Origin of the sequence: Flavobacterium pisciphilum (assembly GCF_020905345.1) — a bacterium.
Taxonomy (GTDB): domain Bacteria; phylum Bacteroidota; class Bacteroidia; order Flavobacteriales; family Flavobacteriaceae; genus Flavobacterium; species Flavobacterium pisciphilum.
The window spans coordinates 3,037,936-3,062,934 of sequence record NZ_JAJJMO010000001.1 but is presented as its reverse complement, the minus strand read 5'-3'; the positions used below and the strand labels follow the sequence as shown (position 1 = coordinate 3,062,934).

The window sequence follows — 24,999 nt, the reverse complement described above, 5'->3', positions numbered from 1 at the left end:
CCTATATGAAATGTGCATTAGTAACTGGTGGTTCAAGAGGAATTGGGAGTGCTATTTGTAAAAAATTAGCCGCAGATACGCAGTATCACATTCTTATTAATTACCATTCAAACAAAATTGCTGCTGAACAAACACTCGAAGAAGTATTAAAATTAGGCGCAACTGCAGAAATTATACAATTTGATGTTTCTAATTTTGAAGAAGTTCAAAATGTATTAACCCAATGGCAGGATGCAAATCCAGAAGCCATCGTTGAAGCAATTGTAAATAATGCTGGAATTACAAAAGACGGTTTGTTTATGTGGATGTCACATGAAGACTGGAATGGTGTTATGAACACAAGTGTAGGCGGTTTTTTTAATGTCACACAATTTTTTATACAAAAAATGCTTCGTAATAAATACGGACGCATTGTAAATATGGTTTCTGTATCAGGAGTAAAAGGTACTCCTGGTCAAACCAACTATTCTGCTGCAAAAGGGGCTATTGTAGCCGCTACCAAAGCATTGGCACAAGAAGTAGCCAAAAGAAACATTACCGTAAATGCTGTTGCACCCGGATTTATAAGAACTGATATGACGAGCCAACTGGACGAAAAAGAATTATTAAAATTAATTCCTGTTAATCGTTTTGGCGAAGCCGAGGAAGTTGCAAATTTGGTAAGCTTTTTGATTTCAAATAAATCAAGCTATATAACTGGTGAAGTTATAAACATAAACGGTGGTATATATTCTTAAAAAATTACTATAAAAAGAAGATGAATAGGAGAGTTGTAATTACAGGAATGGGAATTTACTCCTGTATCGGAACTTCATTAGATGAAGTAAAAGAGTCCCTGTATAACGGAAAATCAGGAATACAATTTGATGCAGAGAGAAAAGAATTTGGTTTTCAATCGGCCTTAACAGGCATGGTACCAAGACCAGATCTTAAAAGCTTATTAACCCGAAGACAACGTATGAGCATCGGTGAAGAAACTGAATATGCTTATATGGCTACTATCGAAGCATTGAAAAATGCAGGAATAGACGATTCTTTTTTTGACGACAACGAAGTGGGAATTATGTATGGTAACGATAGCGTTTCAAAAGCTATTATTGATGCAACCGACATTATTAGAGAAAAAAAGGATACTGCCCTAATTGGTTCAGGAGCAATTTTTAAGTCCATGAACTCAACTGTTACAATGAACCTTTCAACAATATTTAAGTTAAGAGGTATTAATCTAACTATAAGTGCTGCTTGTGCAAGTGGTTCACATGCTATAGGTCTCGCTTATTTTTTAATAAAAAGCGGATTTCAAGATACTGTAATTTGTGGTGGAGCACAAGAAATCAACAAATATGCTATGAGCAGCTTTGATGGTTTAGGTGTTTTTGCTACTGGAGATGGTGATCCTACCAAAGCATCTAGACCTTTTGACTCTGGTCGAGATGGTTTAGTTCCTAGTGGCGGAGGAGCAACTTTAATTCTGGAAAGTTATGAATCAGCTATAAAACGTGGAGCTACTATAATTGCAGAAGTTGGTGGTTATGGATTTTCATCAAATGGAGGACATATTTCGACTCCAAATGTTGAAGGACCAGCTATAGCAATGCAAAGAGCTCTTGATGATGCAAAATTAAATGCATCAGACATAGACTACATAAATGCACATGCCACCTCTACTCCTGTTGGTGATGAAAATGAGGCTAAAGCTATCTTCGAAATCTTTGGAAAAAGCAATCCTTATGTAAGTTCTACAAAATCAATGACTGGGCATGAATGCTGGATGGCAGGAGCAAGCGAGGTTATTTATTCTATACTAATGATGCAAAATGATTTTATAGCGCCAAACATAAATTTAGAAACCCCAGATGAAGCTGCTACTAAATTAAATTTAGTTAAAACTACGTTAAATAGAAAAATTGATATATTTTTGTCCAATTCCTTCGGGTTTGGAGGAACAAATTCTGCATTGGTAGTTAAAAAGTTTAAATAGAATAATGAATAAGCAAGACATAATAGAAAAGATTAATGGTTTTTTGGTTGATGAATTTGAAGTTGATAATGACGATATTGAACCAAACGCTAATTTAAAAGACACTCTAGGACTAGATAGTTTAGACTATGTAGATTTAGTAGTATCTATAGAATCAAATTTTGGCGTAAAATTAGTTGAAGTTGATTTTGTTGGCATTGCTACTTTTCAAAACTTTTATGACCTTATCGAGACAAAACTAAAAGCTAAAACTGCTTAATGAGTGAATGGGATGGTAAATCAAAAGGTACCGTTTTAGGCTATAAAATATTCGTTTTTTTAATACAAAAAGCGGGGGTTAAATCTGCCTATTTCCTTTTGTACTTTGTTGCCTCTTATTATTTTCTTTTTCTCAAAAAAAGCAACCAAGCTATCTTTTATTACTTTAATAAAAGACTAGGGTATTCTTATTTTAAATCTAAGAGAATGGTTTTCAAAAGCTACTATGTTTTTGGACAAACCATAATTGATAAAGTCTCCATTTCTGCTGGAATGAGAGATCAATTTACCTATGAATTTGATGGTATTGAAACACTAAAGAGACTACTTGCCGAAAAAAAAGGAGGTGTTTTAATTAGTGCTCATATTGGGAATTTTGAAATTGCTGAACATTTCTTTGGAGAAATCGACATTAATTTCCAAATCAATTTGGTTACTACCGACTTGGAGCATTCTAATATAAAAAAATATTTAGAGAGCGTTACCCAAAAACCAACTGTCAAGTTTATAATTATAAAAGACGACTTATCGCATATCTTCGAAATCAATGCTGCCCTAGGCAGAAATGAACTGATATGTTTTACTGGTGATCGTTACTTTGAAGGCACAAAATCATTGTCTGATAAATTATTGGGCGAAGAAGCTAATTTCCCTGCTGGACCTTTTTTAATTGCTTCTCGATTAAAAGTTCCTGTGGTTTTTGTTTATGTAATGAAAGAGCCAAACCTCCATTATCATTTATATGCCCGTGAAGCTATTGTAAAACATCGTGATGAAAAAGGGCTATTAAGCGCCTATATCGAAAACGTTGAATCTATGCTCAAAAAATATCCGCTACAATGGTTTAATTATTTTGATTTTTGGAATCAACTTAAAAACAAAAAATAAAACCACTCAATTGTAGTTTCATAGAACTTCTTGTATATTTTTGATGATTCGTTTATCAAAGTATGAAAGAGTTTTACATTATCATAATTCGTTTAGAAATAGTCCCCTAATTAATCTTCAATTGTACATCTGATTAGAGTTAAAATTGAAGAAATATGCATTTATGACCCTGAGAAAGATTCAATTTACTAGATTCCATTCGCATAAACCGAACAGACAAAATCCAAGAAATCGTTTCATAAAATTAATTACTTTTGCCCTAAACCAAACCAAAAACCAAAACCACGAACAAAATGAAAAATGTTCTTTTTATTTATTACTCCCAATCAGGACAACTCGAAAGTATAGCTCGAAAGATTGCTAAACCTTTCTTGAATTCTGATGAGTTTAAAGTAACGTTTTACGAAATAGAATTAGAAAAGCCATTTCCGTTTCCTTGGGATAAAAACTCATTTTTTGATGCTTTCCCAGAATCATTTATGCAAATTCCAACGGCATTAAAACCAATTCCTGAAGAAGTTGTAAATACAAAATTTGACTTAGTTCTATTGCATTATCAAGTTTGGTATTTATCCCCTTCCATTCCTATTAATTCATTTTTAAAAAGTCCAGAAGCACACAAGATATTAAACAACACTCCTGTTGTAACCATTAGTGGTTCTCGAAATATGTGGATTATGGCTCAAGAAAAAATTAAAGTTTTACTAAAAGAAGCCAATGCAAATCTAGTTGGAAATGTAGCTTTAGTAGATCGTGTTGGTAACTTAATTAGTGTAATTACGATTGTAGAATGGATGTTCTCTGGAGTTAAAAAAAAGTATTTAGGCATTTTTCCTTTACCAGGAGTTTCAGAAAAAGACATTCAGGAATCTTCAAAATTTGGAGATATTATTGCATCAAATTTAAAGGAAAACAATTTAAAAGACCTGCAACCCAAACTAATTGCAAATTCAGCTGTTCGCATTAGTTCTTATTTAGTAACAGTAGATAAAACGGCTAACAAGATTTTTACCAAATGGTCTGGATTAATCTCGAGAAATAACAAAAATAGAAAAGTACTTCTTAAGCTATTTAATGTTTATTTATTCCTTGCGATTTGGTTAATATCCCCAATAGTGTATATATTGCACATTATTACATATCCCATTAAAGTAAACAAAATAAAAAAAGAAACTCAGTATTACCAAGGAGTTTAGCCCCCATATTTATGTTTGAAGTATATATTACAAAAGCCGCAAAATTTTTACCAAATGAAGCTGTCACCAATGATGAAATGGAAAGCTATTTGGGCCTTATCAATGATACTGTTTCTAAAGCGAGACGAATAATTTTGCGGAATAACAAAATTGTAAGTCGTTATTATGCGATTGATAAAAAAGGAAAAAGTACACATAATAATGCTGAGCTAACCAAAAATGCTATTGTAAAATTATTCGATGAAGATTTCACTCCACAAGATATGGAGGTACTTTCATGTGGAACCTCAACTCCAGATGCTTTCTTACCGTCCCATGCTGCTATGGTACATGGATTATTGAAAAACAAATCTGTTGAATTAAACTCATCATCAGGAGTTTGTTGTGCAGGAATGAATTCCTTAAAATATGGATTTCTTTCAATTAAATCAGGAAACTCAAAAAATGCAGTTTGTACAGGATCAGAGAAAGTTTCATCTTGGTTCTTATCACAAAAATATAGTCCAGAAGTTACTAATCTAAAAAATTTAGAAGAGCTTCCAATAATAGCTTTCAAAAAAGATTTTTTAAGATGGATGCTATCTGATGGTTCAGGTGCTTTTTTATTAGAGAACAAACCAAGAGGCCCTATCTCCTTAAAAATAGAATGGATGGAAGCTTTTTCGTATGCGTATGAATTAGAAACATGCATGTATGCTGGAGGAGATAAATTAGAAACAGGAGAAATAAAACCTTGGAGTGATTACTCTCCAGAAGAATGGCTAAATCAATCCATATTTTCTATCAAACAAGATGTGAAATTATTGGATGAATTTATTCTATCAAAAGGCGCAGAAAGTATGAGTGCAGCAATGGCAAAAAATGGTATTACTGCTGACCAAATCGATTATTTCTTACCACACGTTTCTTCACACTTTTTTGTTGAAGGTTTAAAGAAAAACCTAGAAGAAAATAATGTTGGAATAGCCGATGAAAAATGGTTCATGAATCTTGCCCGTGTTGGAAACGTAGGTTCTGCATCTATATATCTTGCTGTTGAAGAATTAATGAATTCAGGAAAATTAAAAGTTGGAGATCGCATCCTATTATCAGTTCCTGAAAGTGGTCGATTCTCTTTTGCATATGCCTATCTAACGGTTTCCTAAATTATGGAAAAACCTATACTAGATAAAGAAACAGTTGAGAATTTATTACCACAAAAGTTCCCTTTTGTAATGGTAGATAAGATGTTTTCATTTGATGAAACATCCTTAATATCAGGTTTAAAAATTCAAAGCGATAATATTTTTTCAGAAAATGGTGTTTTTTTAGAAGCTGGATTAATAGAACATATGGCGCAATCTGTAGCATTACATACTGGATATGCTTTTTTCTTAAAGCAAGAGAAAGCACCTACAGGCTACATTGGCTCTATTAAACAAATTGATATAAAAAAACTACCAAATGTTGATGATGAAATTCGATCAACAATAACAATTATACAAGAATTTGCAGGGATAACCCTAGTAGATATTGTCACGACATTAAATAATGAAGAAATTGCCAACGGTCAAATGAAGACCGTATTGGCCAAATAACATATTTAGATGGACACTTTAGTAGACATTCGAAATTATCTTCCACATCGTGAGCCTATGCTTATGGTTGATTTGATACTTACAATAGATGCACAAAGTGTCGAAACTACTTTTTTAATAAAAGAAGACAATATTTTTGTTGACAAAAACACCTTCATTGAAGCTGGATTAATTGAAAATGTAGCACAAACCTGTTCATCTATTGTAGCACAAAAATATTTTGCCAATCCAGATGGAGAAAAAAACACAAGAGTTATTGGTTTTATCAGTACGCTAAAAAATCTCAAAATATACGAATTGCCAAAAGTGAACAATTCTATAATTACACGAGCTACTTTAGTTTCAAAATTTGCTGGAGACGATTATACATTATGCACCATGAGTTGTGAAAGCTTTCATGAAGAAACACAACTTTTAGAATGTGAGATCAATTTATTCATTCAAAAAACAAATCCAATCATGCAATAATTTAAACATGGATTCTAAAAAGATATTCTTTTATATTTTAAAACGAATAGCCATTTTATTGCTATTACTAGGAATCGTTTACCTGTTTTGGTATTTTTCATATGACCCTCATAAATATTGTGAAGGAGATACACATCGTCATGTTGATGGAGCTTTAGGATTATTCATTTTAGAATTTGTCATTATTCAACTTTATTGTATTGGGATATTGATTGAAATGATCTATTTGTTCATTAAAAAAAGAAAAAAATAGCTTTAACGAATTTAGGAATTTTAATAATTCTTGCACTTACAATCGTAACTTTAATGTTTGGAATATCATAGTATAGACAATATGGAAAAAGAAAAAGTACCACAAGACCAAGGGAATCTAACCAAAAATAACATGAAGGAGTTAGTATATGCAACCGACGAGAACGGGAATTATACTACCGCTTTAAGTACAGGTTGGGAGCCTAAAACTATTGCGCTTTCTAATTCTATTGATGAGATAAATGAGCGTATCGCTGATGCAAAATTGCAAGTGAAAAATGGCGAAGTAAGTCCTATTTGTTATTTTATGGAATTGAACCGAATGGATCTCCTTATTCTTTCTAATTATGTAGGTATCTGGAAATGGCGTGTAAAAAGACATTTTAAACCATCTATATTTGCAAAATTAAATGACAAAATGTTACAAAAATATGCTGATGCTTTTTCGATATCAGTATCCGAATTAAAAAATTTTAAAACAGATTAATGCAAACTACTTTTACACATCATCAATCGGCACATTGCGAAAATGGAGTAGCCTCAAATTTGCTAAAAAACAATGGCTTAAACCTAAGTGAGCCTATGGTATTTGGTATTGGCTCTGGTCTTTTTTTCGTGTATTTGCCTTTTATAAAAGTTAATTATGCACCAGCAATAAGCTACAGAACCCTACCGGGTCAGATATTCAGAAGAGTTGCCAATAGATTGCATTTAAAAATAAAAAGACAGAAGTTTTCATCTGTATCCAAAGCAAACCAAGCTTTAGATGAAAATCTAAAAAATAATATCCCAACAGGATTACAAGTTGGTGTTTATAATTTAAGTTATTTTCCTGATGAATATCGCTTTCATTTCAACGCACACAACTTGGTCGTTTACGGAAAAACAGATACTGATTACCTTATTAGCGATCCAGTAATGGAAACCGTTACAACGCTTACACATGATGAATTAGACAAAGTCCGTTTTGCCAAAGGTGCTTTTGCTCCAAAAGGACAAATGTACTACCCTATTCATATTCCTGATACTATCGATTTAAAAAGTGCAATTATCAAAGGAATAAAAAATACTTGTCGCGATATGCTTGCTCCTATGCCAATCATTGGTGTTAAAGGAATAAAATTGGTTTCGAGAAAAATACGAAAATGGCCGCTACAGCACGGAACCAAAAAAGCCAATCATTATTTGGCTCAAATGGTTAGAATGCAAGAAGAAATAGGTACTGGTGGTGGAGGCTTCCGTTTTATATATGCTGCCTTTTTACAAGAAGCTGCTATTATTTTGAACAATGAAGATTTAAAAATCCTTTCGAAAGAGATGACACAAATTGGAGACTCATGGCGCGATTTTGCAGTAGAAGCTTCAAGGATTTACAAAAACCGAAGTGCCAAAAATGATGCTTACAATACTATTGCCGACCAACTTTTGGACATTGCCAATAGAGAAGAAGTATTCTTTAAAAAATTAAAAAAAGCAATTAGTTAATATATTTTGCATCCCATTATACAAATAACATCCCTATCTAAAAAGTACAAAAATGCAGAAATGTATTCTTTGAACGATTTAACGCTTACCATAAACGAAGGTCAAATTTTTGGTTTATTAGGTCCAAATGGAGCTGGAAAAACAACATTGATTTCGATGCTTTGCGGTTTGGTCAAACCTACTTCGGGTTCTTTTACGATTAATGATATGGCGTATGCAAATAATGCCAGCAAAATAAAAAAATTCATAGGTGTTGTTCCGCAGGAATATGCCCTATATCCTACTTTAACCGCAAGAGAAAATTTACATTACTTTGGTAGTATGTACGGTTTAAAAGGTCAGGATTTAAAAGACAAAGTAATCGAATCTTTGGAGCTTTTAGGTTTACTAAAATTTGCTGATAAACGCATCGAAACCTTTTCAGGAGGAATGAAAAGAAGAATTAATTTAATTGCTGGGATATTGCACAATCCTAAAATTATCTTTCTAGATGAACCAACAGTTGGTGTTGATGTACAATCTAAAAATGCCATTATAGATTATCTAAAACACCTCAACCAAAACGGAACAACTATAATCTATACTTCACATCACTTATCTGAAGCTGAAGATTTTTGTAGTGATATTGCAATACTTGACCAAGGCAAAATTTATGCACAAGGAACACCATCAGGATTAATTGCAAATACAAAAAATGCACAAAACCTCGAAGACGTTTTCATTTCATTAACCGGTAAAGAACTGAGAGATGATATATAAATTGTGGATGTCCGTCGTGAAAGAATTCCTGTTATTAAAAAGGGATTTAGGAGGATTAATCATTTTATTTGTGATGCCTCTAGTACTTGTTATTACTGTAACCTTAATTCAGGATAGCACTTTTAAAACTGTGAGTGATTCCAAAATAGAAATCCTTTTGGTTAATAACGATAACGGTTCTGTAGCCAAAACAGTTTATGATAACTTACAAAAAAGCAATCTATTTACAGTAGTTAGCCAAATCAACAATATCCCTTTGACCGAAGCTGTTGCTAAAGAAGCGGTCTACAAAGGAAAATACCAATTAGCAATTGTTATTCCTGAAAATCTAAGCAAAGATCTACAAGAAAAAATAGACCAAAATGTACAAAAAATAGTAAGCAGCATTGGTTTAACCGATACTATAGCTAAAACAGAAACTCCTAGAACAATCAACCAAAAGGAAGTTAGACTCTATTTTGATCCTGCTGTACAAATGAGTTTCAAAAATGCAGTCATGAACTCTATCGATAAGATGATTTCACAAATAGAAACACATTCTATTTACACCGCTTTTCAAGAACAATTAGGAGAAGGAAGTGCTAGTTTTGAACAAAAAAGCTTCATCACTTTTAAAGAAATAGTTCCTAGAGTAAACAACAAAGAAGTACTGCCAAACTCAACTCAGCATAATGTTCCTGCATGGACACTTTTTGCTATGTTCTTTATTGTGATTCCTCTTTCAATTAATATCGTAAAAGAAAAAACACAAGGAACATTTGTTCGGCTATTAACAAATCCTGTTTCAAATCGCGTTGTTATGGCAGGTAAAACAATTACGTATTCCATCATTTGTATGATTCAGTTCTACATGATGGTTGCCGTTGCCGTTTTCTTATTCCCAGAAATTGGTTTACCACCACTTAATATCGAAGGGCATTTATTCTTAATGAGTATCGTAGCTTTATTCTCTGGATTTGCTGCTATTGGTTTCGGAATAGTATTAGGAACTGTTGCTAAAACGCAAGAACAATCAGCTCCGTTTGGCGCAACAAGTGTTATTATTCTGGCTGCAATTGGAGGTGTTTGGGTACCCGTATTTGCGATGCCAAAAATCATGCAGCTTATCGCTAAGTCCTCTCCTATGAACTGGGGATTAAATGCATTTTACGATGTGTTATTACGCAACGCAACATTCTTAGAAATCATTCCAGAAATAGGTTTATTATTTCTGTTTTTTATAATTACAACAACAATTGCCTTAGCATATGACAAGAAGAAAAGAGCAGTATAACGAAGCTATTGCATTAACAGTTACTGAAGAAGTTAGAGTGCGCTTTAACGAAACCGATGCCCTCGGAATCGTTTGGCATGGTTATTACATCACCTATTTTGAAGATGGCCGTGAGGCTTTCGGACGCAAACACGGAATTACCTATCTTGATGTTGCAGCAAGCGGCTATACAACACCAATCGTAAAATCAATTTGTGAGCATAAATTGTCTTTACGCTATGGTGATGTTATTCGAGTAGAAACAAGTATTGTAGATACGCCAGCAGCTAAAATAATTTTTAGATTTAGAATTTTTAACGCCAGTGATGAAATTGTCTGCACAGGCGAAACAGTTCAAGTATTTTTAAATAAAGAAGGAAATTTAATGCTTACCAATCCTCCATTTTATGAAGAATGGAAACGAAAAGTAGGCCTCGTAAAATAACCTATATAAATCCGCTTAATCTGCATTGCATTAAAGACAGACAAAGGCTTAAAAAATAAAAGCATACCAATATCAGGAATAAAATGAGAGAAGTATATATCACACAAACCAATTGTATCACCCCTTTAGGATTTGATGTTCCATCAAACATTGATGCTATAGTGAGTGGTAAATCTGGAATTGAACAGCATGAAGATTCCTCTTTGATGCCTAATCCATTTTATGCTTCGATTATAAATGACGAAAAGCTAAATGCTGCTTTTGCCAAAGTTAGTTCTGAAACCAACTATTCTAGATTAGAAAAAATGATGATTTTGGCTTTGGATCCCGTTATCAAAAATTCTGAAGTAGATTTAAATTCAAAAACAGCCTTTATACTTTCGACAACAAAAGGAAATATTACAGCATTAAAGAATGATTCTCTAGAGAGTTTTCAAAATGCACATTTAAATGTCTTGGCACAAAACGTAGCACTTTTTTTCGGTTTTAAAACCCAACCAATTGTAGTTTCTAATGCTTGTGTTTCTGGAATTCTAGCTGTTTCGGTTGCCAAAAGAATGCTACAAAGTGAGCTTTATGACAACGTTTTTATTGTTGCAGGTGACGAAGTTTCTGAATTTGTATTATCTGGTTTTAATGCATTTCAAGCAATGAGTAGTCTGCCTTGCAAGCCTTATTCTGCACATAGAACAGGTGTAAGTCTTGGTGAAGCAACAGCTGCAGTTTTAGTTTCTACTGATGCTAAAAATGCTAAAATAAAAATTACAGGAGATAGTTCTATAAATGATGCCAATCATATATCAGGGCCTTCAAGAACAGGTGAAGGTTTATTCAGAAGTATACAAAATGCCTTGAACGAAGCCCAAATCAAACCTGAAAATATCGATTATATCTCAGCACATGGAACCGCAACTCCTTTTAATGACGAAATGGAAGCCATTGCTTTCAATCGATTAGAGATGGAAACAGTTCCGGTAAATAGTTTGAAAGGTTTTTACGGTCATACGTTGGGTGCATCAGGATTATTAGAAACAGTAATCTCAATTGAGTCAGTCCTTCGTGATACACTTTTTGTTTCCTTAGGTTTTGATGAAATGGGCGTAAGTCAACCAATTAACATCATCGGAAAAAATGAAAAGAAAAACATCAATGTTTTTCTAAAAACAGCTTCAGGATTTGGAGGTAGCAATACTGCAGTGATTTTTGAAAAAGTAAAATAAATGACTCAAAACAAAACATACATATACGATTATTGTACGATTGAAAACAACGAAATTGTTTTGAACGGAACGTCTATATTCAAAATAGAACCAACTGCTTTTGCTGACTTTTCGAAACAAGCGTACCGCAATTTTGAAATAAATTATCCGAAGTTTTTCAAAATGGATTCCTTAAGCAAACTTGCTTTTTTAGGAGCCGAATTACTTTTGAAATTAGAGCCGAGCGATAGTGAACTGGCAAAACAAATAGAGAACAATACCGCCTTAGTTCTTGCAAATAAATCCTCAAGTCTTGATACTGATGTAAAGTATCAGGAATCAATATCTGATAAAGAAAACTATTACCCAAGTCCGGCAGTTTTTGTTTATACTTTACCAAATATTTGCTTGGGAGAAATTAGTATCCGCCATCAACTAAAAAGTGAAAATTCTTTCTTTATATTTGACGCTTTCAATCCAGAATTCATAAGTAGTTATGCAAATACACTCTTACACACTAATAAAGCAGAAACAGTACTTTGTGGATGGGTTGAGTTTTTTAATGAAGAATATAAAGCTTTTCTTTGCCTGATTGGTAAAGAAGAAAACCCGAAATACCAAAACGAAACGATAGAAACATTATATAAAAAACAACCATGGAGGCATTAAAATTAGAATTAAAAAATAAAATTATTACTGTATTAAATCTTGAAGATATTACTCTTGAAGACATTAATGATAATGACCCATTGTTTGGAGATGGTTTAGGTTTAGACTCTATCGATGCTTTGGAATTAATCGTTATTCTAGATAAAGATTACGGAATTAAATTAGTTGATCCGAAAGAAGGAAAAGTAATTTTTCAATCAATCGAATCAATGGCAGCATATATTAAAGCAAACAGAACGAAATAGATTTCTTAGACTTACTTAGAATTTTTAGACTACTTAGATAAAAGTATTGTTTAAACTCCAAGAAGTCTAAAAGATTAAAGTAGTTTCAAGAAGCGTAATTAGAGTTTAGACTTTGATGGCTTCTTAAAATTTGACTTTTAGAATTTATAATCTAAGTAGTCTAAAATTCAAACAATCTAAGTAGTCTAAAGAATGGTAAAAGGCGTTGCTATAACTGGTATGGGAATAATTTCTTCAATTGGAAATTCAGTTGAAGAAAATTATATTTCATTAATAAATAACAAAATTGCTATTACAACTATCGAAAACATTTCGACAGTTCATGCCGATGTTATTAAGGTTGGTGAAATAAAAAAAACCAATGCAGAGTTAATCGCTCAATTACAACTCGACGAAGAAAATAACTTTTCAAGAACAGCACTACTTGGAGCAATTGCTGCTAAAGAAGCAGTTTCAAATGCAGGGATTACATCCATAAACGAATACAAAACAGGATTAATTTCAGCAACAAGTGTTGGTGGAATGGATATGACCGAGAAATATTATTATGATTATTTTGATAATCCCGAAATAAGAAAATACATTATTAGTCATAATTGCGGAGATGTAGCTCAAAAAATTGCTGACGAAATTGGACTAAAAGGCATGGTTACTACAATAAGTACCGCCTGTTCATCGGCTGCAAATGCAATTATGCTCGGTGCAAGATTAATAAAAACAGGAAAATTAGATCGTGTAGTTGTTGGTGGAACTGATGCTTTGGCAAAATTCACAATCAACGGCTTCAAAACTTTAATGATATTATCTGATGGATATAATAAACCATTTGATGATGAACGTAAAGGATTAAATCTAGGTGAAGCAGCTGCATTTTTAGTTTTGGAATCTGATGAGATTGTAACAAAAGAAAACAAAAAAGTACTGGCTCGTGTTTCGGGTTATGGCAATGCCAATGATGCTTTTCATCAAACTGCCTCTTCAGAAAATGGTGACGGTGCTTACCTAGCCATGAAAAAAGCATTTGATGTTGCAGCTTTAAATCCAAACGATATCGATTATATAAATGTTCATGGAACAGCAACTCCTAATAATGATTTATCAGAAGGAAGAGCTATACTTAGAGTTTATAAAGAAAACCCAGTTCCAGATTTTAGCTCAACCAAACCTTTTACAGGTCATACCTTAGCTGCTGCTGCTGCAATCGAAGCTGTTTATAGTATCCTTGCAATTCAGAACAATGTGGTTTTCCCAAGTTTGAATTTTGAAACTCCAATGCAAGAATTTAATCTAACGCCACAAACAACTTTAAAACATAAAGAAATCAAACACGTATTATCAAATTCTTTTGGATTTGGCGGTAACTGTTCCACACTTATATTTTCTAAAAGCGAATGAAATCGGCAATATTTCAAACAACATCTAAAATGAAGAATGACGATTCCCTATTCCTTAAAAAAACAAATATAATCTTCGCATGAAAAAAACATATATAAATGGTACTGGTTGTCTTTCAGCTCAAAAAACATTTGATACCGTTTTTTTGGAAGACGCTGAATGGAATAAAAATGATACTGTCTTATTCTTAAAAAAACCTGCTTACAAGGATTTTATCTCTCCTGTTGCAAGTCGAAGAATGGCCAATGGAATCAAAAACGGGATTGTAGCTTCAGCTTATGCCCTAAAAGAAGCCAATGTTGCCAATATTGACGCTATCATTACTGGGACTGGAATGGGTTGCATTGAAGACTCAGAAAAATTCTTAAAAGCAATCATAGATAATAACGAGGAGTTCTTAACACCAACAGCTTTTATCCAATCAACACACAATACTGTTGGAGCGCAAATTGCCCTAACATTACAATGCAAAGGATATAATTTTACTTATGTAAATGGTGCAATATCATTTGAGTCGGCTCTTTTGGATGCAAAAATGCAAATAGAAGGAAACGAGGCCAACTCAGTATTAGTAGGTGGAGTTGATGAAAATGGAGACTATACAATATCTCTTTTTAAATTAGCAGGATATATTAAAGAAGATAGTGATGAACCTTACCTCCTTTTAAGCGAAACTACAAAAGGATATATCTATGGCGAAGGAGCTAGTTTTTTTGTTTTAGAAAATGAAAAAAAAGAGACAACCTACGCTCAACTCTTAGATGTAGAAATTAAAAATGTTCTACAAGAAGATGAAATCGAAGCTGAGATTATAGAATTTCTAAAATCTAATAAATTAGAAATTTCAGATATTGATGCTGTTCTTTTAGGTTTTAATGGTGATGTTGAATTCGACTCTTATTATAAAAATTTAACTACTACTGCTTTCGCAAATACACCACAGGTTTATTACAAACATTTATGTGGAGAATATAATACAGCATCAGCTTTTGGATTATGGGTAGGTTCTAAAATCATTAAGACACAAACCATCCCAGAATTAATAAAAGTCAATTCACTAGAAAAGCCTGCCTATAATACTATTCTATTATACAATCAACTAAACGGTAAAGACCATAGTTTTACATTAATTTCAAAATGATAACGCATAAAAAAACATCCTTGTTTTTTATCATCATATTGCTTTTATTGCTTCTTACGAAACTTTATATCGCAATCCATTTTTTGTGGTTTGTATTGATTGGAATAATCTGGTTAAGCATTGCTGCTATAAATTCGGCACGAGTAAATTCTAATTACCATGTAAAAGCCTATTGCAATAATCCATCTTTAACCGAAAAGAAAATTGCATTAACTTTTGATGATGGTCCAAGCATGTTTACATTAGAAGTCCTAGACCTTTTAAAAAAGTACGATGCGAAAGCCACCTTCTTTTGCATTGGAAAAAACATTGAGAAACATCCTGAAATCATAGAACGCCTTTTATCCGAAGGGCATCAAGTTGGGAATCATTCGTATAGCCATTCTCATTTTTTTGATTTCTACAATGCCAAAAAAATACTTGAAGAAATTAAACAAACTGATACACTTCTGGAAAAATTTACCTCAAAAAAAATAAATTTCTTTAGGCCTCCATATGGCGTAACCACACCATCTATTCGCAGAGCATTACAGATAAGTGGTCATAAAGTAATTGGTTGGAATATTCGGTCACTCGATGGCGGCATCCAAGACCCAAAAATAATTTACAATCGCATTATAAAGCGAGTTTCTCCAGGCGGAATTGTACTTTTGCATGATACGGCTAAGCATTCCGTTTTAGTCTTGGAACAGTTTTTGCAATTTTTGCAACAAAACAATTATACCGTGATTTCGGTTGAAAAATTATTGAATCTTAAAGCATATGAAGACTAAATTATATTTATTGGCAATAATCTTGAACCTGTTCTCTATGAACTTGTTTGCACAAGAACAAAAAATGTCTGACAGTGAGATTACAACTTTCAAACAATCAGTTAATCTAGTTTCTAAAAAAATCAAAACATTAAGTACTGATTTTGTACAATACAAACATTTAGATTTCTTATCAAAGGATATTGAAACATCAGGAAAGATGATTTTTAAGGAACCGAACCTATTACAATGGCAATACAAAAAACCATATAATTATAGTATTGTTTTTAAAAACGGTAAAATCTTGATTAATGACGAAGGCAAAAAAAGTGCTGTCGATATTGGAAACAGTAAAATTTTTGGTCGAATCAATAAACTTATTGTTGGTAGTGTAAGTGGCGATATGTTTGACGATAAGGAATTTAGCATTAGCTATTTTAAATCAAAAAACCAGAACATTGCAAAATTTATCCCAAAAGATGTAACTTTAAAGAAGTACATTAAACAAATAGAATTGACTTTTGATAAAGAAGATGCTACAGTCGTTCAAGTAAAATTACTTGAATCTTCTGAAGATTACACCCGAATTGTACTTAAAAACAAAGTAATAAATGCAAAAATCGACGACTCCGTTTTTACTAATTAATTGCTTTTTAATCTGTTTTCTGTTTTCTTGTGGTCAAAAAATTACGAGAGATTACAATCCGAAACCATTAGAAAAAACATCTTATCAAGCGCCTTATTTTTCTAGTCCCGAAATGGATTATGTATATAAAGCAAACATAACTGTTTATGGTCATGAATTATCAGGGATCTTTATCGCCAAAAAAATAAATGACACCACACATCGCGTTGTATTCACAACTGAATTTGGTAATAAATTACTAGACTTTGAAATTTCGGAGGCAAGTTTTAAAGTCAACTCAATTGTATCAGAATTAGACCGAAAAATTCTTATCTCGACCTTGAAAAAAGACTTCCGATTGCTTCTTAGAAAGGATTACCTGATTGAGAAACAATTTGAAAACCAAACCAATACTATTTACCAATCTAAAGATGGCAAACAATATAATTTTATATTTTTATCTAAAGAAAATCAGAAATTAGAAAAGGTGGTGCATGCCTCACAAACAAAAGAAAAAATAACTATTAGTTTTAGTTCAGAAAACAATATTTTTGCTGAAAAAATTGAGATTTTACATCAAAATATAAAGTTAAAAATTGAATTAAATTATCTCAAAACAGAATAAATCATAGAAATTATTAATCAACACAAAATTAAAATGAGAAAAGTAATATTAATTGCAGTTGTTCTTCTAGTTGGAACCTTATACACACAAGCTCAAGTAACTGTAAGACCAGGAGTAAAAGGAGGATTGAATTTTACCCGATTAACAAATTTTGAAGCCGATGGGGCAAAAGTAGATTTCAATCTAGGTGGGTTTGTAGCTATAAAATTCAATCGTTTTTACACACTTCAACCCGAAGTAAATTACTCTAGACAAGGGGTTAGAAGCGAATATGTAAATTTCTTTTCACCAATGCCTAATTACAGTAGCTCAAAAACAAAAACATATTCAATAGATTATGTTTCATTAAGTGCCATTAATAAATTCAACTTTGGAGGTCACCCTTTTTATGCATTAGCTGGTCCTTCAATAGATTTTAGAGTTAAAGATAATTTTGCAAACTATGATCGTCCTATAGATGTTGATATTTCTATAGTAGGTGGTGTTGGCTATGCATTGCCAAATGGCTTATCATTTGAGGCAAGAATCAAACAAGGTTTTCTTGACATTTTTGGAAACGACTATATTTATGAAGACAGCAATAACGATTACCACTATAATGACGTTGTGCTAAATCAAGTCTTCCAACTTGGAATAACTTATACATTTAAAACAAAATAAATCCCCCTAATGAATTTTAAAAACTTATTATTTTCTTTTTTTACATTTATAGTAATCTTTCAAGTACAAGCACAAGTAACTTTTAGACCGGGGATTCAAGCCGGAATTAACATTTCAAAATTGACAGATTCAAATCTTGGAAACAAAACCGATTTTTATATCGGAGCATTTGGAGCTCTAAAACTTTCGAAATTTTATACATTACAACCTGAATTAACATATTCCAGACAAGGAGGTAAAGGAAACCTCTCTATGGGAACCACAACTATTTATGACTCTGGAACAAATAGTTATTTTACTACTGGTTATCAAGAAGCTAATGTAAATGCATCACTGCAATACATTTCAGGAATAACGATTAATAAATTTAATTTTACTGAAAGTTTTTATGTCTTAGTTGGTCCTTTTTGTGACATACTTATTGCAGATACATTTAAAGTAGATCCTAAAGACAAAGAAAGAAATTTTAACAAAGGACAAGATATCGATTTAGGAATTATTGGAGGATTAGGATACAGTCTGAAAAATGGAGTTTCGTTTGAGACAAGAATTAAAAAAGGCTTAACAGATGCGTTTACTAATTATTATGCAAATGGAGCTAATAGTATTAGGGGCTAAACCAAATATATACTATAAAATAAGACATTAATACCTAAAAAGGTTTAAAAAGGTTTAATTCTACTTTAATAAAAAAGACCAAAAATTGAAGTTTCTATAAAAAAGGTTTAATTTTTGGACTTCAAAAGTGATTTAATGTGGTCGATTTCCGCTTCTAAGTCACCTACACGGTCATATAATACCGCAGGATCAGGTAATTCAAAAGAAAGGTGCATTTTTACAGCCCAAACCTCTTTTATTTGGTGTGGTTCAAGTGAAATATTTGGATATTCTTTTCTATTATCCGATTTCAAATAAAGATTATCATATTTTTTTAGACGATTTAAGACACGTTTAACTAATATTCCATCATTACTTACAATTACATATACTCTATTGTCTTTTATGTCTTTATACCAATTCTCAACCCACTCTGCTACTACATAGCAACCATCGCAAAGAGTTGGAAACATTGAATGTCCTGAAGTTTGAAACATTCTAAAAGTACCATTCTGAATATTAGGTAAACTGAACGTTGGTAGAGATTGTACAAATTCTGAATCACCATAACCTACCAAATATCCTGCAGCTGCTTTAGCAGGTACTAAAACAACATTGTCTTTTCCGGAGCTATCGACAGTAACAAGCTTTGGCATTCTACTAGATAGGTTGTCCGGTTTCTCATTTAGTGAAAGTGATACATTTTCTTTACTTTTCGTTTGTTCCGAAAATGTGACAGTTTTTGTGACATTTTCAGACTGTGACATATCCTTTACATTTCGTTTTTCAATCGATCCTTTTCCAGTAAGTAAAAAATTGCCATCAATATTGACGCATTTTGCATACAAAAGCTCTACATCGAATGTATTCCTGCTATGCCAAGACGATAATGTTTGTCGCTTTATTCCTAAAAAATCAGCAAAATCACTATCAGAATTATATCCGTAATGGGCTTTCAAGGCGTTTAAAATAAGGCTTTTATTAATTTCTGTACTCATATTGCGTAAAATATGTACTCATTTTGTTGCTTTTGTATGCAAATTGCTTACATTTGTATCACTCTAACGATACAAAGGTATATAATTTTTTAAGATATGAGCATACTAATAACCGAAGCAAGAAAATTTAAGACATGGGAACTACTTCATACCATGACTGGTAGTAGTAAAGTGTATTGTAAAAAAGTTGTGATAAACGAGAGAAATCAAAAGTCTGCAGCTGCAAAAAAGATCATGGAGAAGTTCGCTGAACTAGAAAAAATGTTAATCAACTAGTCACAAAGATGCAGCTTTTACCTAACGACATCCTAATTCGTAATTATAAAGACGGTGAAACCCTATGGGTATCGCAACGACTTGTATTACAAGTTTGTCAGGTAACGGAAGAATATTTAAGAACCCGTGCGAGAGCATTATTTAAAAAGTCAGTCCAAAAAGGTTATAAATATGGAGACTTTTTACCGAATACCGGTAGTGCGTGGCGTTGGGGAAAAGTAAACGGTACTTTCTATTATGATTATGACTGTTTGCCTGATCGTAAACCAACACATTACCGCTCAACATTTGGCGCAAAGCATGAGCTTCTACAAGCGTATGAAGCTCTGCAAAGTGCCGACAAATCAAGCAAACAAAACCAAGTTAAAAACGCTATTCAGACGCAAGTAAATTCGTTCATTGACAATACTGATATAACTTATTACATGTACGGTGCAATGGTAGGCTTTAATCAAAAACAAGCTGAACAAATGGCAACCGGACGTGCTTGGTGTTTGTGGATAATAAAACAATTATACAACGACAATTTTAAGCTTTTAGGAATTAATAAAAAACAAGACTTCTACCAAGTGTGTACTGATATGTTAGCACCGTTGGAACTGGAAGGATTTAAAATTAATTCTGCAGCTTATTTGCGTAATAAAGTAAACGAATTTTCTTTATCAGGAGATTTAAAAGAACAATTGAACTTCTTTATTTCTGGTAAATATGGAAATGACAATGCTCAAATTGTAGGCAAATACCCTTTAGTTGACGAAACTACAGGTCAGATATACCAATTCGACATACACCAAGCCATGATGTTTCATTTATACATGAATCCGGGCGGTTCGTCAAAAGAGTATATCCGTACACTTTGGGAACGTGACTATTGTGAAGATGTTCAGGAATTTGATTTGCAACCTATTGCATATCGTACTTTTTGCCATCATTTGACACGTTTTAATAAATCAATATTGACCGCAAAAGCTCGTCATGGTGAAGATCATTATAAAAAACATGTTCAGACTTATGTAACAACCGAAAGATTGCAATATGCACACTCATTATTTGCAGGTGATGGTTCAGGAACTATCAATTACAAATACAAAAAGGCAAACGGTAAATGGTCAACAATGAAACTATATGTGATTTTGATTACTGATGTAGCAAGCCGTCATATTTCCGGATGGTCAGTATCTCCTAAAGGCGATCATAAAGAAACTACCGAAATGATGCAGGAAGCTGTTAAAATGGCTATCGAATACGGAGGCAAACAAACTATGTTCGAATTTATATCCGATAATCACGGAGCCTTCACATCAAAAGAAAGTAAATCTTTCTTAAACCTTGCTTTTAATAAAGTAAGAACTATTGAAGCGGGTAACTCACAAGCGAATCCTGCAGAAACGCAATTCCGTTTGTTTAAACGTAGTTTAAAAGACATTAAAAACTTCCTTTCAACATCTTGGGGAACTGGTATCGAAGGTCAGGCAAATCCCGATCATATCAATATCGACGATATGCCAACTTATGAAGATGCAATAATTCAAATGCATGAATTAGTTAAGCGTTGGAATACTACGAAACTACGTGATGGTGTAGCTCCTGTAGAACGTTTCGCAATTAAACACCCTAATTGCGCACCGCTTGAACCTGTTGTAATGCGCTATTTGTTCGCAAAACACACGAAAGTAGATGTTAGTTACATGCGTGGTTATGTAAATGTTTATCGTACAAAAGGCTATAGCGAAACTGAACAATTTCAATTTGAAATACCACAGTTTGGCGGTGCGGGAACTGAAATTATTGCTAAAGCTACCGGTTACACTACAGGAGCTGAAGTAAAAGTGGTTTGGGATGAAGATTTTGCAGACTTATATACACTAGATGAAAAGTTTATAATGACTTGTCCTCGTTCAATAGGCGCTTCACAATCACATGCTGAAACTGACGAAACTAAATCTAATGCTTTAGGGCATCTGAAAGGCAGAAAAGCAAAACAAACTGAATTTATAGATGATTTTGAAGCTTCACTAAATGAAGTAATAAATGATTTAGGATACACTCATGCTATTGCGCTTGGAGCTAACAAAGAAACTTATAATGAAAATCAAATAAATAACGAGAATAATAACCTTAAAAACACGACCAAACAGAGAGTAAATAGAGACTTTAATAGCTCTGATTGGTCGGCTTAAATTTTAAATCTATGGCAAAGTTAACACAAATTCAGAAACTAGAGCAAATACCTGCAGCGATTGAAGCGTATTTGGTTGAAAACAACACTACTCAGGTAGCATTAGCAAAATTGGCCGGCATCGATAAAGCCTATGTAAATCAAATTGCAAAAGGAAATGAAGCTATCGGAAAAGCGAAAATTGCTGATAAATATTATGAAGCAATCGCTTTTGCAATTGGTTTCAAGTTAGAAAAAACATACTGGAATCACTTCAATACGTTTAATTTCAAACAATCCATTATCACTTTCGATAATGCACGTGAAAAGAAAATCAGATTAGGTGTAGATGGCGATACCGGACTTGGGAAAAGCTATGCTGCAGGAATGTACAAAAGAAAATATCCTACACAAGTATTCCTGGTTAAATGTTCAGGTATCGAAAACTCAAAAGAGTTTGCTATCAATTTAGCAATTGAAGTGGGTGTGACTACTACCGGAACCAAAGGCGCAATTGTAAAAAGAGTTTGCGAAAAAATTAAAAATTTAGGAAATAATCCAGTACTGATCATTGATGAATTTGAAAACTCAAAAGCCGGAAATATTCCAACAGTAAAAACCATTGCTGATGAATTAGAAGGCCATGCTGCAGTAATTGTAATTGGAATCGATGTTCAAAAAATGCTCTTAAAAGGTGCTGAACGTAGAAAGAATGGTTTTGTACAAACAAACCGTCGTTGGTCATTTGGTTGGACAAATTTAGACCCATCAATAGGCGAAGATATAGAGTGTATTTGCAATGAATTAGGCATTAACAATAAACCCTCTCAAAATTGGCTAAAAGCTCGTGTAAAAGACTTTGACAGCCTAAGAAACATTTGTATTACGGCACTTGAAGAAGCCGAAAAGACAAACCAAGAAGTTACTATTTCATTACTAAACGAACTTTTTCCATTATGATGACATTTTATCCCTCAAGCAGCTTGCTGATTATAAAAAATGATTTCAGCAAAATAGTAAAAGCCTACAGCGGTGCAATCGCAAAGGCTATGTGGCAAACCGAAACAGACAATAATTTAAAACCAAAATTTCAAACTATGACAGTATCAAAACAATGGTTAGAAAACCAAATTAAAGAACTAAATGACTGGCTTTTTGATAATGAAAAAGGAAATCATTTTGAGTATGCACCTAAAAAACATAAGCGGGATTATTATGTAAGAAAGCTTATAGAATTGGAAGAAAACCAAATGCCTAACATTAAAGTTTAAGACCATGAGAGAAAGTTTTGTTAAAAAATCATCTAACGCCTTTTTCGAGAACAAACGAGCTACAGTTTTGAACGAAATAAAAAACGTTGGAGGCGAAATAATCACAAAAGGAATGCCAGTGATCATTACAGGAAAAAACCACAGGCAGAAGACTTATTTAGATGTGTATTTTGGAAATGTAATCATTAACGGTGTTAATCCGGAAGATTTAGAATTAGTAAAAGAATCGGACAATTTACAACCTATAGAAAGCGACACTTTAGATATTAGAGAACATAAATTTTATTAATAAATCAAGAAAATGGAGAATAAAATCACACACACAGCAAAGGATTTAAAATGGATTGACGAATCAGGAACCGTTATTCCTTTTAATCGAATTACACCAACTGAAAAGTTATTCGAACGCTCATCAGCTAAGTTAATCAAAGGAGCTTTGGCATTAAACAAGCAATTGTCAGATTTCAAAAAGATGATACAGGAGTTATCAGCTGAAGCTTTTGAAGCCTTTATGAAATCTAAAGAATTAGCTAAGGAATCAAAAGGAAATTTCACCTGGTACAACTTTAACAGAAGTATCAAAATTGAAGTATCTAACTCTGAACCAATCAAGTTTGATGACTTAACCATTTTAGCTGCTAAGGATTATTTAGATCAGTTTTTAAATGAGAACATCGAAAGTAAAAATGAATTTGTAAAAGACATGATAACTGATGCTTTTTCAACTCAAAGAAACGGACAATTAGATGTAAAACAAGTTTTGAAAATCACAAAATACAAAGTAAGGGTAGGCAATGAACTTTTTACGAAAGCCTGTGATTGCATTAGTGAAGCAATCAGAAGGCCATCATCAAAAACTTACTTTAGAATTTGGTTAAAAGATGAAAATGGTAAATATCAAAACATTGATTTAAACATCAGTAGTTTATAAAATGGAACATGACGAACTACTAGATGAGGCTATAAAATTTGCTAAGGAAAACGGCAAAATTAGAACTACACTTTTGCAGATAAAATTTAAGTTAGGATACAATAGAGCTAACAAAATAATGAAGCAAATGGAAGATCTTGAAATACTAGATAAAGAGAATAAAGGAGAGTTTTATTTAGATAGAATTGTTATCTCTTAAGTTTAAAATTCCCAAATGGCATACGCTTACGTTCGAGTCGTAAGTGGGAGCGAAAAATGAAAAATTAGTAAAAATGAAAGCAATCGGAATCACACAATTTCAAGAAAAGTCCTTCGATGTTTATGACATAGAAGGCGAATGGCTAGACAGTTTCGGCTTGATCGAAAAGAATTTCAAAATGTCGGTTACTGGTGATTCAGGGGGTGGGAAAACAGAACTTGTGGTCAAGTTTATTAAGGAATTATGCTTAAAGTTCAATGTAAAAGCAGATTATTTCTCTTATGAGCAGGGTCATTCTAAATCACTTCAAGCTGCCGTTATCCGTAACTCAATGGAAGAAGTAAAAGGCAAAGTTATGTTTATGACTGGTGGCACTTTTGACGAACTTTTAACGAGGTTAAAACGTAGAGCTTCTGCAAGAATTGTTGTTATAGATAGTCAGGATTATTCTGAACTAACAACTAAACAATTTAAGCTACTTGTTAAAAGCTTTCCTAGAAAATCATTCATTGTAACCAGTTGGGCTAATAAGGATAAACCCGCTAATAAAGCCGCTAGAGATATTGAGTATATGTGCGATATCAAATTGTATGTGTCAAAATATAAAGCATATCCACGTAGCCGATATGGCGGAAATGAAACCTTAGTTATTTGGGATAAAAAAGAGAATACACCTGTGCAACAAAAACTTTTTTAA

General features: G+C 32.9%; 32 protein-coding genes. 31 read left to right on the top strand and 1 reads right to left on the bottom strand.

Features of this window, described 5'->3' with window-relative positions:
• The first annotated feature begins 5 nt into the window (after positions 1–5).
• From flxB to LNQ49_RS12910, 23 genes are all read left to right on the top strand, one after another.
• Positions 6–737: a flexirubin biosynthesis SDR family reductase FlxB gene (flxB, locus tag LNQ49_RS13020; protein ID WP_229989352.1), complete on the top strand. Its 732-nt coding sequence runs from the start codon at positions 6–8 to the stop codon at positions 735–737.
• Between the two features lie 20 nt (positions 738–757).
• Positions 758–1,981: a beta-ketoacyl-[acyl-carrier-protein] synthase family protein gene (locus LNQ49_RS13015; protein WP_229989350.1), complete on the top strand. Its 1,224-nt coding sequence runs from the start codon at positions 758–760 to the stop codon at positions 1,979–1,981.
• A 4-nt stretch (positions 1,982–1,985) separates the two neighbouring features.
• Positions 1,986–2,240, top strand: coding sequence for an acyl carrier protein (locus tag LNQ49_RS13010; protein ID WP_229989349.1), 255 nt, complete (start codon positions 1,986–1,988; stop codon positions 2,238–2,240).
• Positions 2,240–3,127, top strand: coding sequence for a lysophospholipid acyltransferase family protein (locus tag LNQ49_RS13005; RefSeq protein ID WP_229989348.1), 888 nt, complete (start codon positions 2,240–2,242; stop codon positions 3,125–3,127). Before LNQ49_RS13010 ends, LNQ49_RS13005 begins: the two co-directional genes overlap by 1 nt.
• Before the next feature lie 293 nt (positions 3,128–3,420).
• Positions 3,421–4,323 carry an NADPH-dependent FMN reductase family protein gene (locus tag LNQ49_RS13000; RefSeq protein WP_229989347.1) on the top strand — a complete coding sequence of 301 codons (903 nt, stop codon included), beginning with the start codon at positions 3,421–3,423 and terminating at the stop codon, positions 4,321–4,323.
• 11 nt (positions 4,324–4,334) lie between these two features.
• Positions 4,335–5,468, top strand: a complete 1,134-nt coding sequence (gene darB, locus LNQ49_RS12995) for a dialkylresorcinol biosynthesis protein DarB (protein ID WP_229989346.1) — start codon at positions 4,335–4,337, stop codon at positions 5,466–5,468.
• A gap of 3 nt (positions 5,469–5,471) precedes the next feature.
• Positions 5,472–5,900 (top strand): hotdog family protein, encoded by a 429-nt coding sequence (locus LNQ49_RS12990; protein ID WP_229989345.1) that lies wholly within the window; start codon positions 5,472–5,474, stop codon positions 5,898–5,900.
• A 9-nt stretch (positions 5,901–5,909) separates the two neighbouring features.
• Positions 5,910–6,368 (top strand): hotdog family protein, encoded by a 459-nt coding sequence (locus LNQ49_RS12985; RefSeq protein WP_229989343.1) that lies wholly within the window; start codon positions 5,910–5,912, stop codon positions 6,366–6,368.
• A gap of 334 nt (positions 6,369–6,702) precedes the next feature.
• Positions 6,703–7,107, top strand: coding sequence for a flexirubin biosynthesis protein DarG (DarG, locus tag LNQ49_RS12980; protein ID WP_229989341.1), 405 nt, complete (start codon positions 6,703–6,705; stop codon positions 7,105–7,107).
• Positions 7,107–8,105 (top strand): BtrH-related acyltransferase DarH, encoded by a 999-nt coding sequence (darH, locus tag LNQ49_RS12975; RefSeq protein ID WP_229989339.1) that lies wholly within the window; start codon positions 7,107–7,109, stop codon positions 8,103–8,105. Before DarG ends, darH begins: the two co-directional genes overlap by 1 nt.
• Before the next feature lie 60 nt (positions 8,106–8,165).
• A complete protein-coding gene (locus tag LNQ49_RS12970; protein WP_229989338.1) occupies positions 8,166–8,864 on the top strand; it encodes an ABC transporter ATP-binding protein in 699 nt (232 codons plus the stop codon).
• Positions 8,854–10,137 (top strand): ABC transporter permease, encoded by a 1,284-nt coding sequence (locus LNQ49_RS12965; RefSeq protein WP_229989337.1) that lies wholly within the window; start codon positions 8,854–8,856, stop codon positions 10,135–10,137. Before LNQ49_RS12970 ends, LNQ49_RS12965 begins: the two co-directional genes overlap by 11 nt.
• The gene (locus tag LNQ49_RS12960; RefSeq protein WP_229989336.1) at positions 10,112–10,561 is read left to right on the top strand and encodes an acyl-CoA thioesterase; all 450 of its coding nucleotides are present in this window, start codon (positions 10,112–10,114) and stop codon (positions 10,559–10,561) included. Before LNQ49_RS12965 ends, LNQ49_RS12960 begins: the two co-directional genes overlap by 26 nt.
• Positions 10,562–10,644: 83 nt before the next feature.
• A complete protein-coding gene (locus LNQ49_RS12955) occupies positions 10,645–11,781 on the top strand; it encodes a beta-ketoacyl synthase N-terminal-like domain-containing protein (protein ID WP_229989335.1) in 1,137 nt (378 codons plus the stop codon).
• Entirely contained in the window at positions 11,782–12,429 is a 648-nt protein-coding gene (locus LNQ49_RS12950; protein WP_229989334.1) for a 3-oxoacyl-ACP synthase, read from the top strand.
• A complete protein-coding gene (locus LNQ49_RS12945; protein WP_229989332.1) occupies positions 12,417–12,674 on the top strand; it encodes a phosphopantetheine-binding protein in 258 nt (85 codons plus the stop codon). Before LNQ49_RS12950 ends, LNQ49_RS12945 begins: the two co-directional genes overlap by 13 nt.
• A gap of 192 nt (positions 12,675–12,866) precedes the next feature.
• Entirely contained in the window at positions 12,867–14,069 is a 1,203-nt protein-coding gene (locus tag LNQ49_RS12940) for a beta-ketoacyl-[acyl-carrier-protein] synthase family protein (RefSeq protein WP_229989330.1), read from the top strand.
• A 79-nt stretch (positions 14,070–14,148) separates the two neighbouring features.
• Positions 14,149–15,210 (top strand): beta-ketoacyl synthase N-terminal-like domain-containing protein, encoded by a 1,062-nt coding sequence (locus LNQ49_RS12935; protein ID WP_229989329.1) that lies wholly within the window; start codon positions 14,149–14,151, stop codon positions 15,208–15,210.
• Positions 15,207–15,983, top strand: coding sequence for a polysaccharide deacetylase family protein (locus LNQ49_RS12930; RefSeq protein WP_229989328.1), 777 nt, complete (start codon positions 15,207–15,209; stop codon positions 15,981–15,983). Before LNQ49_RS12935 ends, LNQ49_RS12930 begins: the two co-directional genes overlap by 4 nt.
• On the top strand, positions 15,973–16,608 hold the full coding sequence (gene lolA2, locus LNQ49_RS12925) for a flexirubin biosynthesis/transport protein LolA2 (RefSeq protein ID WP_229989327.1): 636 nt from the start codon (positions 15,973–15,975) through the stop codon (positions 16,606–16,608). Before LNQ49_RS12930 ends, lolA2 begins: the two co-directional genes overlap by 11 nt.
• On the top strand, positions 16,574–17,212 hold the full coding sequence (gene lolB2, locus LNQ49_RS12920) for a flexirubin biosynthesis protein LolB2 (protein WP_229989326.1): 639 nt from the start codon (positions 16,574–16,576) through the stop codon (positions 17,210–17,212). The genes lolA2 and lolB2 overlap by 35 nt, the downstream gene beginning before the upstream one ends.
• Before the next feature lie 33 nt (positions 17,213–17,245).
• Positions 17,246–17,872, top strand: coding sequence for a porin family protein (locus LNQ49_RS12915; protein WP_229989325.1), 627 nt, complete (start codon positions 17,246–17,248; stop codon positions 17,870–17,872).
• Between the two features lie 9 nt (positions 17,873–17,881).
• Complete coding sequence (locus tag LNQ49_RS12910) at positions 17,882–18,490, top strand: outer membrane beta-barrel protein (protein ID WP_229989324.1); 609 nt, start codon at positions 17,882–17,884, stop codon at positions 18,488–18,490.
• 107 nt (positions 18,491–18,597) lie between these two features.
• On the opposite strand, the gene LNQ49_RS12905 is transcribed toward LNQ49_RS12910, so the two are convergent.
• Complete coding sequence (locus LNQ49_RS12905; protein WP_229989322.1) at positions 18,598–19,467, bottom strand: LexA family transcriptional regulator; 870 nt, start codon at positions 19,465–19,467, stop codon at positions 18,598–18,600.
• Positions 19,468–19,563: 96 nt separating this feature from the next.
• On the opposite strand from LNQ49_RS12905, the gene LNQ49_RS12900 reads away from it, so the two are divergent.
• The 8 genes from LNQ49_RS12900 (at position 19,564) to LNQ49_RS12865 (ending at position 24,999) form a co-directional block, all read left to right on the top strand.
• Positions 19,564–19,743 carry a hypothetical protein gene (locus LNQ49_RS12900; protein ID WP_229989321.1) on the top strand — a complete coding sequence of 60 codons (180 nt, stop codon included), beginning with the start codon at positions 19,564–19,566 and terminating at the stop codon, positions 19,741–19,743.
• Between the two features lie 8 nt (positions 19,744–19,751).
• A complete protein-coding gene (locus tag LNQ49_RS12895; RefSeq protein ID WP_229989320.1) occupies positions 19,752–21,923 on the top strand; it encodes an integrase catalytic domain-containing protein in 2,172 nt (723 codons plus the stop codon).
• A gap of 11 nt (positions 21,924–21,934) precedes the next feature.
• Positions 21,935–22,861 (top strand): ATP-binding protein, encoded by a 927-nt coding sequence (locus LNQ49_RS12890; protein ID WP_229989319.1) that lies wholly within the window; start codon positions 21,935–21,937, stop codon positions 22,859–22,861.
• Positions 22,858–23,172 carry a hypothetical protein gene (locus LNQ49_RS12885; protein WP_229989318.1) on the top strand — a complete coding sequence of 105 codons (315 nt, stop codon included), beginning with the start codon at positions 22,858–22,860 and terminating at the stop codon, positions 23,170–23,172. The genes LNQ49_RS12890 and LNQ49_RS12885 overlap by 4 nt, the downstream gene beginning before the upstream one ends.
• A gap of 4 nt (positions 23,173–23,176) precedes the next feature.
• Complete coding sequence (locus LNQ49_RS12880; RefSeq protein WP_229989317.1) at positions 23,177–23,461, top strand: hypothetical protein; 285 nt, start codon at positions 23,177–23,179, stop codon at positions 23,459–23,461.
• Positions 23,462–23,473: 12 nt separating this feature from the next.
• The gene (locus tag LNQ49_RS12875; protein WP_229989315.1) at positions 23,474–24,103 is read left to right on the top strand and encodes a DUF3164 family protein; all 630 of its coding nucleotides are present in this window, start codon (positions 23,474–23,476) and stop codon (positions 24,101–24,103) included.
• 1 nt (position 24,104) lies between these two features.
• Positions 24,105–24,302, top strand: a complete 198-nt coding sequence (locus LNQ49_RS12870; protein WP_229989314.1) for a DNA translocase FtsK — start codon at positions 24,105–24,107, stop codon at positions 24,300–24,302.
• A gap of 73 nt (positions 24,303–24,375) precedes the next feature.
• Positions 24,376–24,999: a hypothetical protein gene (locus LNQ49_RS12865; protein WP_229989312.1), complete on the top strand. Its 624-nt coding sequence runs from the start codon at positions 24,376–24,378 to the stop codon at positions 24,997–24,999.